General features: G+C 57.1%; 18 protein-coding genes and 1 pseudogene. 4 read left to right on the forward strand and 15 right to left on the reverse strand.

The annotated features are described in order from the left end of the window. Window positions 1-5 precede the first annotated feature (5 nt). The 4 genes and pseudogenes from sctS to AC4ANK_RS22390 form a co-directional block, all read left to right on the forward strand. The gene (gene sctS, locus AC4ANK_RS22375) at window positions 6-272 is read left to right on the forward strand and encodes a type III secretion system export apparatus subunit SctS (RefSeq protein WP_002552413.1); all 267 of its coding nucleotides are present in this window, start codon (window positions 6-8) and stop codon (window positions 270-272) included. Next, a complete protein-coding gene (gene sctT, locus AC4ANK_RS22380) occupies window positions 273-1,067 on the forward strand; it encodes a type III secretion system export apparatus subunit SctT (RefSeq protein ID WP_002552412.1) in 795 nt (264 codons plus the stop codon). Then, window positions 1,064-2,143: a type III secretion system export apparatus subunit SctU gene (gene sctU / locus AC4ANK_RS22385; protein WP_004666089.1), complete on the forward strand. Its 1,080-nt coding sequence runs from the start codon at window positions 1,064-1,066 to the stop codon at window positions 2,141-2,143. Before sctT ends, sctU begins: the two co-directional genes overlap by 4 nt. Window positions 2,144-2,194: 51 nt before the next feature. Further along, window positions 2,195-2,299: pseudogene (locus AC4ANK_RS22390) on the forward strand (transposase domain-containing protein); the annotation flags it as partial. An 89-nt stretch (window positions 2,300-2,388) separates the two neighbouring features. On the opposite strand, the gene AC4ANK_RS22395 reads toward AC4ANK_RS22390, so the two are convergent. The 15 genes from AC4ANK_RS22395 to AC4ANK_RS22465 form a co-directional block, all read right to left on the reverse strand. Then, a complete protein-coding gene (locus AC4ANK_RS22395; protein ID WP_223812463.1) occupies window positions 2,389-2,850 on the reverse strand; it encodes a hypothetical protein in 462 nt (153 codons plus the stop codon). 357 nt (window positions 2,851-3,207) lie between these two features. Then, window positions 3,208-3,555 (reverse strand): hypothetical protein, encoded by a 348-nt coding sequence (locus AC4ANK_RS22400; protein WP_002552410.1) that lies wholly within the window; start codon window positions 3,553-3,555, stop codon window positions 3,208-3,210. Window positions 3,556-3,557: 2 nt separating this feature from the next. Next, window positions 3,558-3,761: an HrpT family type III secretion system protein gene (hrpT, locus tag AC4ANK_RS22405; protein ID WP_002552409.1), complete on the reverse strand. Its 204-nt coding sequence runs from the start codon at window positions 3,759-3,761 to the stop codon at window positions 3,558-3,560. Next, window positions 3,758-5,857: a type III secretion system outer membrane ring subunit SctC gene (gene sctC / locus AC4ANK_RS22410; RefSeq protein WP_002552408.1), complete on the reverse strand. Its 2,100-nt coding sequence runs from the start codon at window positions 5,855-5,857 to the stop codon at window positions 3,758-3,760. The genes hrpT and sctC overlap by 4 nt, the downstream gene beginning before the upstream one ends. Before the next feature lies 1 nt (window position 5,858). Beyond that, window positions 5,859-6,290, reverse strand: a complete 432-nt coding sequence (locus AC4ANK_RS22415; RefSeq protein ID WP_002552407.1) for a type III secretion system protein HrpG — start codon at window positions 6,288-6,290, stop codon at window positions 5,859-5,861. Beyond that, window positions 6,277-6,501, reverse strand: coding sequence for a type III secretion protein (locus tag AC4ANK_RS22420; RefSeq protein ID WP_002552406.1), 225 nt, complete (start codon window positions 6,499-6,501; stop codon window positions 6,277-6,279). The genes AC4ANK_RS22415 and AC4ANK_RS22420 overlap by 14 nt, the downstream gene beginning before the upstream one ends. Before the next feature lie 83 nt (window positions 6,502-6,584). Beyond that, the gene (sctL, locus tag AC4ANK_RS22425) at window positions 6,585-7,166 is read right to left on the reverse strand and encodes a type III secretion system stator protein SctL (RefSeq protein ID WP_002552405.1); all 582 of its coding nucleotides are present in this window, start codon (window positions 7,164-7,166) and stop codon (window positions 6,585-6,587) included. 35 nt (window positions 7,167-7,201) lie between these two features. Then, the gene (locus tag AC4ANK_RS22430; RefSeq protein ID WP_002552404.1) at window positions 7,202-7,729 is read right to left on the reverse strand and encodes a hypothetical protein; all 528 of its coding nucleotides are present in this window, start codon (window positions 7,727-7,729) and stop codon (window positions 7,202-7,204) included. Beyond that, the gene (sctJ, locus tag AC4ANK_RS22435) at window positions 7,729-8,535 is read right to left on the reverse strand and encodes a type III secretion system inner membrane ring lipoprotein SctJ (protein WP_460384447.1); all 807 of its coding nucleotides are present in this window, start codon (window positions 8,533-8,535) and stop codon (window positions 7,729-7,731) included. Before sctJ ends, AC4ANK_RS22430 begins: the two co-directional genes overlap by 1 nt. An 8-nt stretch (window positions 8,536-8,543) precedes the next feature. Further along, window positions 8,544-8,918 carry a type III secretion system inner rod subunit SctI gene (gene sctI / locus AC4ANK_RS22440; RefSeq protein WP_002552402.1) on the reverse strand — a complete coding sequence of 125 codons (375 nt, stop codon included), beginning with the start codon at window positions 8,916-8,918 and terminating at the stop codon, window positions 8,544-8,546. A 27-nt stretch (window positions 8,919-8,945) separates the two neighbouring features. Then, entirely contained in the window at window positions 8,946-9,989 is a 1,044-nt protein-coding gene (gene hrpZ, locus AC4ANK_RS22445; RefSeq protein ID WP_002552401.1) for a type III secretion system effector HrpZ, read from the reverse strand. Between the two features lie 53 nt (window positions 9,990-10,042). Next, window positions 10,043-10,369, reverse strand: coding sequence for a type III secretion system major pilin HrpA (locus AC4ANK_RS22450; protein WP_002552400.1), 327 nt, complete (start codon window positions 10,367-10,369; stop codon window positions 10,043-10,045). A 91-nt stretch (window positions 10,370-10,460) separates the two neighbouring features. Next, window positions 10,461-11,369 carry a sigma 54-interacting transcriptional regulator gene (locus AC4ANK_RS22455; RefSeq protein ID WP_002552399.1) on the reverse strand — a complete coding sequence of 303 codons (909 nt, stop codon included), beginning with the start codon at window positions 11,367-11,369 and terminating at the stop codon, window positions 10,461-10,463. 50 nt (window positions 11,370-11,419) lie between these two features. Beyond that, window positions 11,420-12,340 (reverse strand): sigma 54-interacting transcriptional regulator, encoded by a 921-nt coding sequence (locus tag AC4ANK_RS22460; protein WP_002552398.1) that lies wholly within the window; start codon window positions 12,338-12,340, stop codon window positions 11,420-11,422. 1,081 nt (window positions 12,341-13,421) lie between these two features. Continuing rightward, the gene (locus AC4ANK_RS22465) at window positions 13,422-14,885 is read right to left on the reverse strand and encodes a transglycosylase SLT domain-containing protein (RefSeq protein ID WP_002552397.1); all 1,464 of its coding nucleotides are present in this window, start codon (window positions 14,883-14,885) and stop codon (window positions 13,422-13,424) included. Window positions 14,886-15,059 lie beyond the last annotated feature (174 nt).

Consider the following 15,059-nt stretch of genomic DNA (forward strand, 5'->3'; position numbering starts at 1 on the left):
CGGCCATGGAAGCGTTGGCGTTGTTCAAGCAAGGCATGTTTCTGGTCGTCATCCTGACCGCTCCGCCGCTGGGTGTCGCTGTGCTGGTCGGGGTGCTCACCTCGCTGCTGCAGGCACTCATGCAGATTCAGGATCAGACGCTGCCCTTCGGCATCAAGCTCGGGGCGGTCGGGCTGACCCTGGCCATGACCGGCCGCTGGATCGGCGTCGAGCTGATTCAGTTCATCAATATGGCTTTCGACCTGATTGCACGGTCCGGGGTCAATCACTAAATGCCCTTCGACGCCCACGAAGCGTTTCAATTCATGCTGGGCATGGGTCTGGCGATGGCGCGCCTGCTGCCGTGCATGCTTCTGGTGCCAGCCTTCTGTTTCAAATACCTGAAAGGCCCGCTGCGCTATGCGGTAGTGGCCGTGCTGGCGATGGTCCCGGCCCCCGCAATCAGCCGCGCGCTGGGTTCTCTTGACGATAACTGGTTTGCCATCGGCGGCCTGATGATCAAAGAGGCGGTACTGGGCACGCTATTGGGGCTGTTGCTGTATGCGCCGTTCTGGATGTTTGCCTCGGTCGGCGCCCTGCTCGACAGTCAGCGCGGGGCGCTCAGCGGTGGCCAGTTGAACCCGGCCCTCGGTCCGGACGCCACACCGCTGGGCGATTTGTTTCAGGAAACCCTGATCATGCTGGTGATTCTCACTGGCGGTCTTTCACTCATCACTCAGGTCATCTGGGACAGCTACAGCGTCTGGCCACCGACTGCCTGGCTGCCGGGCATGACCGCAGGCGGTCTGGACGTCTTTCTGGAACAGCTCAACCAGACCATGCAACACATGCTGTTGTATGCCGCGCCCTTCATTGCCCTGCTACTGTTGATCGAAGCCGCGTTTGCGATCATCGGCCTGTATGCACAGCAACTGAACGTATCGATTCTGGCCATGCCAGCCAAAAGCATGGCCGGCCTGGCCTTTCTGTTGATCTACCTGCCAACGCTGCTGGAGCTGGGCACCGGTCAACTGTTGAAGCTGGTTGATCTGAAGTCGCTGCTGGCGCTTCTGGTGCAAGTGCCGTGAGTGAAAAAACCGAAAAGGCTACCCCCAAACAGATACGTGACGCTCGCGAAAAAGGTCAGGTGGGGCAGAGTCAGGACCTTGGCAAACTGCTGGTACTGATGGTCGTCAGTGAAATCACCCTGGGCCTGGCCGATGACAGCGTCGACCGGTTGCAGGCCTTGCTCGCACTGTCTTTCAAAGGTATTGACCGGAGCTTCGCTGCATCCGTCGAGCTGATCGCCAGCGAAGGCCTTTCCGTGTTGCTCAGCTTCACGTTATGCAGCGTCGGCATGGCCATGTTGATGCGCCTGGTCAGCAGCTGGATGCAGATCGGCTTTCTGTTCGCGCCCAAGGCCTTGAAGCTGGACATCAACAAGATCAACCCCTTCTCGCATGCCAAGCAGATGTTTTCCGGGCAGAACATCCTCAACCTGCTGCTCAGTATCCTCAAAGCTGTTGCCATTGGCGCGACCTTGTACATGCAGGTCAAGCCCGCGCTGGGCGCTCTTATCCTGCTGGCCAACAGCGATCTGACGACGTACTGGCACGCATTGGTCGAACTCTTTCGTCATATTTTGCGCGTGATTCTGGGGTTGCTGCTGGTCGTCGCCATGGTCGACTTCGCCATGCAGAAATACTTTCACGCCAAGAAGCTGCGCATGAGCCACGAGGACATCAAAAAAGAATACAAACAGTCCGAAGGCGATCCTCATGTCAAAGGCCATCGTCGACAACTGTCCCATGAAATCCTCAACCAGGAGCCCAGCGCCGCCCCCAATCCGGTGGAGGAAGCAGACATGCTGCTGGTCAACCCGACGCACTACGCGGTGGCGCTGTATTACCGGCCAGGCGAGACGCCTCTGCCGCTGATTCATTGCAAGGGTGAGGACGAGGAAGCGCTGGCGCTGATTGCTCGGGCCAAAAAGGCCGGTATCCCGGTGGTGCAGAGCATCTGGCTGACAAGAACGCTGTACCGCGCCAAGGTGGGCAAATACATCCCTCGCCCCACGCTGCAAGCTGTCGGGCACATCTACAAAGTGGTTCGCCAGCTGGATGAAATCACCGATGAAGTGATTCAGGTTGAGGTGGAGCTTTAAGCTGGGAGCTGCAAGCCGGAGCCTCCATCGCCAGCGCTGCACTCAACGTAGCTCAATCGGCATGATCCGTACACTTATCTGAAGGATGTCCTCACATACCTACCGACGCCGCAGCCGAGTGAAGTTGATCAACTGCTGCCGCATAAGCGGATGCCGTTTCAGTCATGCAAGACGGAGTTGCTGAACGCTTGCGGTTCAGGGAATGGCGTGAGGCGAAGAACGAGCGACGGCTCCCATTATCGGCTTCACCCTGGGCAGCTCAACTGTTCAGGGTGAAGTTCAATGGAAAAGAGCGTGCTGTCCCTGGCCAGGTAGCTATGCTCCTGGTGAAACTTGAACCTGCGCATCATAGCCAGCAACTGCGGTTCCTTGCAGGCCAGTTGGTCCAGACCAAGACGTATTCTCGCCTCCATGCTGGCCTTGCGTTCCTCGGAGAGGCTGCTAGCTGGCAAGTCGATCCTGTAGCGGTAGAAGATCGTGTCACCGTACCTCAAACCCACGTACTCAAGGGTGGTAATTGCATCCAGTTGCTTTGGCAGGGTCGCGTCCAACTGGGCGAGGCGCTCGACAAGCAGAGCCTGTTGGGCCACCTTCTCCTGCTCTGCCTTGAGCGAGAAATAGCGCCCAATCCCGGCAACCAGGAGCACCGCAGCGATACCTAGGTAGAAATTACGCGGGTTGCGCCGCTTCTTCGGCGCCAGCTTCATCAACATCTTGAATGACTCGTCCTGAGCATGAAAAAGCCCCTAACGAAACCAGGAGCTACGGGTAAAAACGACATAGTTTGACACAGTACCTCAGGGGGAGCACTCGGCTAATCCCCGGGCGGGGGGGTTATCAGGCGAGCACTGCGTGAGCTATCTGCCCAAGCCTGAACTGACTTTGACGCGCTGCGGCTCCGAATCGAGAAACCAGGAAAAACCTCTAAGTGCCAACCGGTTTCATCACGCAAGGTGTGATGCCCGGACGCTTAACGCTTACCTTGTAGCTTGCCTCTTTCAGTTGCCCCAAAAAAAAACCGCCTCCTCTGCAGGGGCGGTCTTCTTTCATGCTGGCAGAATTGCCTAAGCCAGGTGTTCCAGGCCTGCCAGCATCAACTCATGTCGCCGTATGTCATCCAGGTTGGTGACGGCATCCGGCGCGTCGCTTACGGCATGCCACACTACAAAATCACGCTGTACATCCAGAAACAGAAAGTAGTTACGGAACCGCTCGGCCTCTGAGAACCTCATTTGCAGCGCCTCTCTCAGTTGCTCGGGACGCAGCGCACGCCCTTCGATGTGCAGCGCGATGCCCCAGTCATGATGCTCGCGCCGACTGACGAAGGACACTCCGTTTGCCACCGGCCAGACAGCAGGACTCTGGGCAGCGACGTTGTAGTAGAACGCCGCTTTTTCCTTTACCTCAATCATTTCTAATCCTTTAACTTCACGACTGTGTAATCCCGCTCGTGGTCCTGGTCGTCCAGACCGTCGCGCATGTCCGGCGGCCACCAGATGACCAGTTCGCGGTTTGTGGAGTCCGGACGTTTGCAGGCAACTCCCGTACATCCATGGGTGGCACACCCCGACAGGGTAGCGAACAGCACCAGCACAACTGCAATGCTACTGATCTTCATGGTTTCGCTCCCTTGAGCAGTGATGGCCGACTCTCTTTCGCCATTTTCGATATCTGTGGCTGGCGCACAGCGATATACACCTCGCTCTCTTCACCCGGTTGCAGCCAGGCGTGAGGCCAGGCGGCAACACCGATGACCCAGCGACCGCCGCAGCGGCTCTCGTCGATACGTACCGGTTTGTCGGTATTGTTGTGCGCCACGACAACCGCAACACCCCAATCCTTTCTGGCGTACCACTGCGAACGTTGAGCGTCGAGCGTCAGCCCCGCGCCCGGATCACAAAGGCTATCAGTTTCAAATGGCAGTGTTTCGCCGGTGCGCATACCCACGGGGGCAGTTCCATCGACCATCTGCGTGAAGACCTTCTGGACATCGCCGCGGGTCGGCAACTCTCCACCGTCGCGTCGCTCCTTGATCCTTTTCATCTGATCATCGACGTCATGCGGGTTACCGTTTTGCACATAGCGAGCCGGGTTGACCTGATCACCAATCAGCCGCGGCGTCAGAATGAACAGACGTTCGCGCTGGCTCAGTTCACGGCTGCGGGACTGGAACAACAGCTTGCCGATGTAGGGAATGTCGCCCAGCAAGGGAATCTTGTGGACCTTGTCATTGGCTTCCAGCCCGTGGAAACCGCCGATCACCAGCGAACCATGTTCGGCGATGACGGCCTGGGTGCTGACGTTGCCTTTGCGCACACTGGGTTGCGTATCGTTGATATCGGAGATATCGATCTGGCCGTCTTCAATGTCGACAATCAGTTGCACCTGAGGCTTGCCATCGTGGTCCAGTGAACGCGGGATCACCTGCAGACTGGTCCCGGCGGTGATGGGCTCGATATTGGCGACGCGTTCTGACGTCGCCGTGATGTATTCAGTCCGGCTGAAGTCAATGACAGCCGGCTGATTTTCCAGGGTAAGAATGGATGGGTTGCCGATCACGGACGCTGAACCGTTGCCTTCCAGCGCATGCAACTCTGCAGAAAACTTGCCCGCGTTCTGAATGAACATCGTCGAACTGGTGCCCGCGTCGAACAGGTTGACGCCTCCGCCGACGCTGCCTGCGTTGAAATTCCAGCGACTGGAGAGCTCCGCCAGCTCGTTGCGATCAATGTCGAGGATCACCGCATCGATTTCGATCAGGTTGCGTGAGACGTCCAGTTCCTTGATGAGTTTCTCGTACATCGGCTTGCGCGACGGCAAGTCATAAATCAGTACCGCGTTGTTGCGCACATCGGCTGTTACACGAATGTTCGCGCGGCCACCGGAACGGCTTTTCCCGGATTTCTTGCTGCCGCTGCCATAGCTCAACACCCGATCAAGGCCCTGTTGCAAGGCGCCGGTATCGATGCCGCTGGAATCCAGAGGCAGGCTTTGAGTGTCCGCGTCGCCACCCGCGAGTCCGGCATTTGCGCCACCGTGCCCCAACAGGTTGATGCCATTGATGGCTTCGCCGCGAGAACGCGTGTCGAGCAAATCCTGAAGAATGCTGGCGACACCCGCTACCGTCAGTTGTTGATCACGATAACGAATGGTCCGGTCCGACGCGTTGGCGTATTTGAGCGGAAACACAACAATGTCTTGCTTGTCGCCCTTTTCCGGCGTCTCGACTTTTTTGCTGTAGTCACGAACCAGTTCCACGTATTTTGCCGGGCCGCGAACCAGCACCACACCCTCGTTAGGCAGGACGCCCCAGCCAAAGCGTTTATCCAGCAGGCCTACATCAGTCAACGCCGTCTGCAAGTCATCTACCGCATCGGATGAGACTTCTACGCGCGCCGAGGTGTGTTCGCTGGACGGGCTGACGTAGAGCGTGTCGTTATAGACAAACCACTGGAAGTGGTATTCCTGACCAAGCCGGTCGAGAAACTCTTCCGGGCTCTGGGCACGAATCCGGCCATCGAGCGTTCCTGGAATGGACGGCATGTCCAGCGCCATGCCGAACTCTTTGGCAAAGTCAGCCAGCGCCGTGGTCAGTTCAGTCTGCCGGGCGTCGTAGGCGTAAGCCGTGTGTTTCCAGGCTTCGGGGGTGACCGCCCATGTAACAGGGGTCAACCCGATCAACAATAAAGGCAACCACATCAAGGCCTTGCGCATTTCAAACTCCCGGTTGCCGGTGATTGAGGGTCGTGCGCCCGGATATCGCGGGCGTCATGTCGCCAATGGTGGTCTGCATCAGGCTGAGCAAGGCCGCACGCTGATTGGCCAGGCTTTCAAGGCGATCGAGTAGATCGGCGAGGTTGCAGGGGTTGGGTATCCAGGTGACCAGGACTATGCAGCGGGTCTGCGGATCAATGGCGAAGGCGCCATCACAGGCACACGCAAGGCTGGCACCCCCGTGGCTGAGCAACGCCTCGATGCGTTGGGAGTCATTGGCATCGTAGGGATCGAGCAGCTCAATGCTGCAACGTATTCCATGACCAACCACTTCCAGGCGGACGTTGGCGTCGTCGACCCAGCAGTCCAGCGCAGTCGCTGGACGCTGATCACACCACTGGCCGACGACCTCAGCGAACTCACTGAAATCCATCGATGACATTTTTGGTCATTTTGTAGCCGGCTTGCTGGCACTGGTCAGCGATGTTGGAACTGACAGCGGCTTGCTGACTTGCCTCACCGAAGGCATCAATGTCATCGGCAGTGAAATGTCCGTTGCCACCCTCAAGCACGTCATCCACGTCGGACAAGGCGCGATTCAGCGTGCTGTCGAGGTTATTTTGCAGAGATTTGAAACTTATCATGTCCTTTTACTCCAGCAGGAAGGTTCAAACCTTGAGTGGAGCAAACGGCTGGAGCGGTTCCATTTTCGGCGCAAGAGCCTGTTTCAGGCAGACGAGTCACGGCCTGCCAGCCCGTTGCGCAGCGTCGCCCAATCGATGTCGAACGCGCCATTGGCATCGCTCAGACGCAGGCGTTCGGTGGTCAGCGATGCGTCGCGCTTAAGCTGCCAGTATTGGGCAAACCGGCTGTCAGCCAGCCACTCGGCGACCGGCTCGGCCATGTCGGGATGAACGCTGAGGGTCGCCACCGCTTCGTTGAGCTGACTGGCCGCGAGATTTTTCACCAGTGCCCTGGCGCGCTCGGCCAGCGTCGTGTCGTCAAGCAGGTGCCGAAGCGACTCGCTGAGCAATTCCTCTACGGCAGCCATTGCTTGCTGCTGTAACACTTCACGCTGCACCTGCAGTTCAGCGAGGAACGCATTGGCGTTTTCCCAGAAGCTGGCCAGCGCCTGCTGATGCACAAGGTCGGCCTTCTGTTGTTCGAGAACCAGCATTTGCTCTGCCTGGCGCTGCGCGTCGGCTAGAACATCACGAGCCAGCAGGCTGTTGGCAATGTCTTCACGACGCAGCACAGGTTCAGGCAGAAGCGCAGTGGCAGTCAGCGTAATACTGCGTTTGGCGAGCATGGGGAATTCCTGATACAGAGCGAACCGGATCGAATTCAAACCGCCGTGACACGCCATAAAATGGCCTGCCACATCGTCTGAAGTTTATTCTCGGGTGCCTCGCACGGGGTGTCGGGAAGCTCATCTGGCGCCCAGGCCAGACGCAATCGCGACCAATACTCAGGCCCCAGCCAGGCCCCCAACAGCAAGCGAGGGTCTTCGTTGGCAAGTTCCAGCCAGACGCCGGGACGCAGCGCTTTGGTCAGCGCCCAGCACCATTGCCCGTCAGCGCCATCGCTTTCATTTCGGCAAAAGCAGATGCGCCGGGCAAGATCCAGCGCCTGCTCACGCTGTAAAGGTGTCAGCGCCAGCCAGCGCAACACCGGCTCAGCAGGCATCGGCGGTTGATCGGGTTCAATGCCGACACTCTGCAAAAATACGCTGTGACGACTGGCTATCAGCCCATCACAGTCACTGAGTGTCAGGCCGCAGTTCAAGGCAAAACGGCTTTGCCAGTCCGGATGCGCAAACTGCCAGGGGTTGCACCACCATTGAACCCAGTGGTCCTCGGCAATCAGCTCCATCAGGCACGCGCCGGTACGGTTGAGCGACTCCGCGCGCCGAACCCGATCCGACGAAGCAGCGCGGCACGCCAGTCACTGCGCAGCAGCAGCGCAATAATCAGCAGCAATACGACAACACCGGCCGGTACCAGCCAAAGCATCAGGTGCCAGAACGGCAACTCTTCGCTGTCGAGCTCGAACGGTCCGAAGCTGGCCCATTGCGTCGTTTCCTGAAACTCGGTGGCCGGTACAAAAACGATGGAAAATTTCTTCGATTCTGCCGATTGCGCAGACATGCCGGGGATGCTGCTGGCGACCATCTGCTGAATACGCCCACGCACACTGTCCGGGTCCAGCGCAGCCGAGTGCTTGATGAATACGGCCGCGGAAGCAGGTTGCACCGGCTCGCCCGGAGCGATGCGCTCCGGCAGCACCACATGCACTCTGGCCACGATGACACCGTCTATCTGCGACAACGTGGCTTCAAGCTCCTGAGACAGGGCATAGATGTAGCGGGCACGCTCTTCGAGAGGAGTCGAGATGACCCCTTCTTTCTTGAAGATGTCGCCCAGACTGGCGCGCGACTGGCGTGGCAGGCCGGCAGCGTTAAGCACACGTACGGCGCGGTTCATGTCGCTGGTTGCGACCGTAATCACGACACCGGTCTTTTCAAGGCGCTTGCGCGCATCGATGTGCTGATCCGCAAGGCGTGCAACCACCTCGTTGGAGTCCTGCTCGGACAAGCCAGTGAAAAGATCGGTTTCATCACTGCACCCGCCAAGCAACAACATGCAAAACAACAGCAGCCCTGCGCTCAGAAATTTCACGAGAACCTCTACTGCAGGTTGGTCAGCTTGTCGATTGCCTGCGCAGTCTTGCTGACGACTTTGGTCGTGAGCGCTGTCTGCAGCGAGCATTGCGACAATGTGCGAGTCATCGCCGCGATATCCAGTGCCTCTCCGCTGCCCGAGGCCTTTTTCATGGAGCGCATGGCTTGCTGGGACATTTTTTCGGTTTCGCCCAGACCGCCGGAAATCGCGCTGGCGATATGCTCGGAAAGCGGTGCACCGCTTGAAACATTATCCGGGCGCGTTGCGGCGGTGAAGATATCGACATCCGCCTGGGGAGGTTCTGAAACGAGCCCTTGTGGCACATCCTGCCCAAGTTCCGGCGAGATGTTTTTAACATTACCAAGGTGGGAAACGGTCACTTGAGTTCTCCGTCAGGCGGGTATCAGTCAGGCAGCAGCCTGGTTTTTAGTGCTTTGCAGCAGCATGTTGACCAGCAGCAAGGCAACTTGAGCAGCGCTGGACTGCACGCCGGTCCCGGTCTGGCCAGCATCCTGAAGCGTCGCTTCCAGACCTTTCTGCAACAAGCCACCGAGTAACTGACCCAGGTCCTGATTCGGCTGTTCGCCGCCAGGCACAAGGGCAGTATTGGCGGTGCTCACAGGTGTTCCCAAGCCGCCACCGGCCAATACCGATTGCAGTCCCCGGTCTATCAGCTCACCGATCAACTGGCCCACATCACCATTGGAATTGCTGTTGCTGGCGGGGCCGGTGTTAGCGTCGATAAGCGGATCACCCAGTGAACCAGGCGAATTTTCCGTATTGCTCACAGGGCTGCCCAGGCCACCACCGCTGCTACCGCCATCGCCCGCCAGACCGCCGGCTGCATTCTGTTGACTGCCCAATTGCTGGCCGATGATGTCGAGTGCCGAGCGGAACTGCGCTGTTTCGTCGCCGTCGAGGAAGTTATCTTCCTTGAGTTCGTTCACCCACGAACCCGAGTCCGGTTTGGGAAACTGTGCGGGGTTGTCGTCCATGAACTCCGCGATCTTTTTCAGCATCGGCATGTCGTCCTCGGAAAAACGAGTTCCGTCATCCTGCTTGGTCAGAAGATCATTCAGCATCGACTTGGCCAGGCCATTGAGCACCTGTGTCATCAAGTCGGGTTGTCCGGTATCCGAGGCGTTGTCGGCAGAAGCGCCAAAATTGTCGCCCAGCTTTTCGTGGATAAGCGCGTCCAGCGCAGCCTTGATGTCCTCGAGGCCGCCGCCAGCCTTGCCACTTGCGGCCATCGCTTTGCCGAGCAACTTGCCCAATGGCGAACTCTCGTCCAGTTGACCATTGTGAGTCAGCTCCTGGGCAAGCTGCGCAATCACTTCCTGAAGCGCCCGGCTGGATGTACTCGGCCCGGTTGTCTCGGTTTCAGGACGGATCACAACGAGCGCCATCGCCGGGCTTTGCAGCGTGCTGCTGTTAAGACTGAGACTCTGCATCACAACCTCCTCAAAGTAGCAGCCCCCTCTGTGTGAAGGGGGCATTCAAGAAATCAGAACTGGACGACCGAGTTCCGGATCTTGCTCGCAACGATTTGGTTGGAAAGGGCTTCTTTCTTGTCTTCGAAGCCCGCCAGCATGCTCGTCTCACGCAGCAGGCCGTTCTCTTCGTTCGCAGTGCCGTCAAGCTCGGAGCTTTTTGCATCACCTTTACTGATGCTCGAGCGGGTAGCGTCGATACTGTCAGTGCTGCCCGTGTTTTTGGTCAGTGCAATGTTGCGGTCGGCGCTGCTCTTGACGCTGTTGATACCCTGCGCAGCGCCACCCACTGTGTTAACGACACCGCGACCCGCGTTAGTCAGAGAACTTATGATGCTCATAACGTGATACCCCTTGGTCTGTACCAGCGTAATTGCTTGGTACATATAGGTGGTAACGACCCTTAAATCGGTTCCAGCGCTCTGCAAAAAATCAGATCTGCAACTCCTTGATACGTCGATAGAGCGTGCGGCGTGGCATGTCCAGCTCCAGGCTTGCCGCATCAATGCAGTTACGGTGGCGCTTGAGTGACTGTTGAATCAGGGCCTTTTCAATCGCCCTCAGCTGGGATTTGAGCCCACAGGCCAAGTGTTCTTCACTCTGCGGGTCGACACCCAACACCGGGAAACCCAATACATGGCGCTTTGCAGCAGCCTTGAGCTCACGGATATTGCCGGGCCACTCATGCCCCAACAGCACCTGCTGAAGCAGCGGACAGACATCGGCAGAGGCGACGTCCAGTTCTTTGGCAGCCGCGGCCATAAAGCGCTTGAACAAGGGCAGAATGCGCTCAGGCTGTGTGCGCAAGGGTGGCAGCTGGAGTGTCAACACGTTAAGGCGAAAGTACAGATCCCGACGAAATTTCCCCTGCTCGACGGCATCATCCAGAGACGACTGGGCCGAAGCGATCACGCAGACATCCAGCTTGATCGTCGATGTCGAACCCAGTCGTTCCAGTGCTCGGGTTTCCAGCACCCTCAGCAGCTTGGCCTGCAGGCTGAGCGGCATGCTGTCGATCTCATCCAGATACAGCGTTCCGCCTTGTGCCGCTTCGATGTAGCCGACTCTGGAGCGGTCAGCACCGGTGTACGCACCGCTGACCACTCCAAACAGCTCACTCTCTGCCAGCGACTCCGGAATCGCAGCGCAATTCATCGCAACCAGGCGACCTTTACGGCCAGACATTGTGTGAATGCGCTGGGCAATAGTGTCTTTGCCAGTCCCGGTCTCGCCTGACAGCAACACATCGATACCGAGTTGCGAAATGCTTTCAGCGACGATCCCCAGATTTGGAACACGCTCCTCGTCCAGGTCGTCATCAAACCCCTCATCAAGATCCATCACATGACCCCCGAGACATCAGCTTTTTGGACTCCAGCCGTTGCTGCGATCTATGCAGCAACTCCCAACTCCTTCATGCGGTGGTAAAGCGTACGTCTCGGCAGTTCGAGCTCCTGAAGCACGGCGTCGACATTGTGTCGATGCCGTTTCAACGCATCCTGAATAAGCATCTTTTCGATCACGCGCATCTGCATGCGCAGACCTGTCACCGGATCGCGCGCATCCATTGGCTCGGCCCCCAGCAGCGGGAACCCCAATACAAACCGCTTGGCTGCGGATTTCAGTTCGCGCACGTTGCCCGGCCAGTCATGGCTGAGCAGGATCTGCACACGACCGTTGTCCAGTACAGGAACGGGACGTTGGAACTCAGCGGCAATCTCCTGGGTGAACTGGTCGAACAATGGCAGGATCTGTTCGCGACGTTTGCGCAAGGCTGGCAAGTGAAGCGTCAGCACGTTGAGCCGAAAAAACAGGTCGCGACGAAAAAGTCCTTGTTCCACCAGTTCATCCAGAGGGCGCTGGGCGGAAGCAATCACGCGCAGATCCAGTGGAATGAATTCGGTTGAGCCCAGCCGCTCGACCCCCCGGCTCTCCAGAACGCGAAGTAACTTGGCCTGGAGGCTAGGCGGCATACTGTCGATTTCATCGAGGTAAAGCGTACCGCCGCTGGACGCTTCGATGTAGCCCTCGCGAGCGCGGCAGACACCGGTAAATGCGCCATTGACGACACCGAATAACTGGCTTTCTGCCAACGATTCGGGGATGGCGGCGCAGTTCATGCCGACAAAGGGCCCGGACCTGCTGGACAGCTCATGAATGCGATTGGCCAGGGTGTCTTTACCCGTCCCGGTTTCCCCGCACAGCAGTAAGTCCATATCAAGAAACGCGCTGTTCATTACAATTTGATGACCAGCGGATAATGCAGTTACGTCCCAATACTCTCGGACGCCCTTATCAATGTCTGTGCTCATCGATCACTCTCACTGTGGGTGGCAAGCGGACTATTAATACCACGTCTTACAAGGCACACATATAGTAATTTAGTTCCCCATGAAATGAGAAAAAGCTCACAAAGTTGAGAATTATTATCATAGTAATATCGTCATATGACGAGCAACACCCGCATAGAGCCAGACTGTTGGGATGATTAGTTTAATCTATCGATACTCTATTCCGATCAAGCGCTTACCGCTCAAAAAACGCTAAAACCCCCGGCTTCCGGGGAGTTAACCGCACTGCCCCGTCCTGGACCCTGGCAAAAAACTATATAACCACACGGTTTATTATTAAAAAAACTTCACAGAAAAGTCACTCGACTTATAAAAATAAATTTAACGTTATAGGCCGTTTTACAAGGGCTCACTTAATAACGGGCTGAAAGAAATTAAAACGGGAAACCCATACTCAAGCAGTCCCCTTTCAAGGAAAATAAACTTAACAAACTACCTGACCAAAACGAAAAGTTCGACATTGAAACTTAACTTACTGATGGGGAACGGAAGACGTTACACGTAACGCTCGACAGGGTGACTCATGGGTTTTTATACATTCGGTTTTCCGAACGCCGCTCACCCTTGGCATGGAGGGTTACAAAATCCTCCCGGTTTTTGGGCTCGAAACTAGATAGCTTTTTGCCACCCACCCATTCGGCTATCCGAACGGGTGGGTTTCATGGCATGCGGTCTCAAAATTTGATCGAAGAGATAGTTAACTGAAAGGATTCAGTGTAGGACAATCCGTCAATCGCAAGCTGTCACCACGCCAAAGGCGGTGACCATAACGAACGGTGATACCTCGTCATCACGGAAGAATGTTTCTAAATGTGTGTAAGCACTAGCTTACAAAACTTTAAAAAAGTTCAGCAAAAATAGTCTGCGAGCGTAAAAAGTTCATGGCTACCTGCCACGAACGAGAACAAAAACAAGGACGTATCAGCGTTGAAATATAGCGTCTTAACGGCGAGTCACACCGAAACGCCAACAAGAAAAAGCACCAAAAAAGGGCATTTTTCAGGTGATTTTGTTATACATCCGGCTTTAAAACCGCAGGTTATTAGCGTGACCCGCTGGCATAGACCACGATACGCGGGCCGCTTGGCAGCTCGCGCGGGCCCGTACGATCCTCGATATCATCACGCCTGCGAGGCGACGAGCGGTCATCCACGTAGCGCCCGACTTGTACCACGCTAGGCACCGATAATGCCTCCCTTGCCGGTGTCCGCGGGGTCATCGGCGGCTCTTTATGCTCGACAGCCGGTACCAAGGGTGGTGTTTGCGGCGCAGAAGACTGCTCTGCTACCCGCATGGGTTCCACTGGGTTGGGCACAGGTGCCCGTTCAGCTACCTCAACCGGCTGCGCTGGCCTGGGCACCGGCGTTCGCTCGACCACCCTCACCGGCTGTGCCGTCTGGGGTAATGCCAAGTGTTCGACCACAGGCTTATCAATGCGCTGAGGGGTGCCCGTAGTCACAGGAGATTCCCCGGTTATTCGCGCGATACCGGCTGTCAGCACTTGCTTCTGAGTCTTGGGCAACAGCAACCGCCCTGGTCCATCTGGCGTTTTTTTGCGCAGAAACGCCGAGTTGAGTCTCAGCAACTGGCCCTCATCCACACCCGCAGTGGCCGCAAGCTGGGTCAGGTCTACCGCATGGTTGAGTTCGACCACGTCAAAATATGGCGTATTGGCGACCGGGGTGAGTTTTACACCATAGGTAGCGGCGTTGCGCACGATCAGCGAGAGCGCCAGCAGCCTGGGCACGTAATCCAGGGTTTCCCTGGGCAAATTCAGGTGCCAGTAATCAACAGGTAGTCCGCGCCGCCGATTGGCCTCAATCGCCCGGCCGACTGTGCCTTCGCCCGAGTTGTAGGCCGCCAGTGCCAGCAGCCAGTCATTATTGAACTGATCATGCAGGCGGGTCAGGTAATCCATCGCTGCCTTGCTTGAGGCCACCACGTCACGGCGAGCGTCGTACGTAGCGCTTTGATAAAGATTGAAGCTGCGCCCGGTAGAAGGCATGAATTGCCACAGGCCAGCCGCCGCAGCCGGTGAATTGGCCATCGGGTTGTAGGAGCTTTCGATCATTGGCAACAGCGCCAGCTCCAACGGCATGTTGCGCTCGTCCAGGCGCTCGACAATAAAATGCAGATAGGGGCTGGCCCGGACACTTGCCCCACTGATAAACCCACGATTGCTCAGCAGCCAATCGCGCTGGCGAGCGATACGCTCATTCATACCCTGGCCATCGGCCAGCCTGCTGCGTTGCGCAACTCGCTGCCACACGTCCTCGCCGTTATAGACGGGCAAATCGGAAATTTTCTCTGCCGCCCGCGCACCTTCCTGATCATCTCCTCCCCAGTAGACCAGGCCCGTAACCAGCCGCGGATTGCGTTCCTGCCGGGGTGCTGAGTAGTCCACAGACTGACAACCCACACACAGCGAGCCCAGGGCGAGGACAGCGATTTGAATAGCGCGAGCCAGCAAGCGGGGGCTCGATACGATGGAGGCAACGGCGGGCATGGGAGGAATGTCCTGAACGTGTCCATCCTACGTGGCACGTTCACTGTTACGGTTCCCTTTGAAACCGATATCAGCCGCGCCAGGCATCTTGCTGAATCATTTCAGCCATAAGTATTTGCGATGGAACCCTCCATTATCAGGTGCCACTCAGCCAATGAATGAATTTCCAAGCTT

Source organism: Pseudomonas sp. Pmew2, assembly GCF_058129885.1.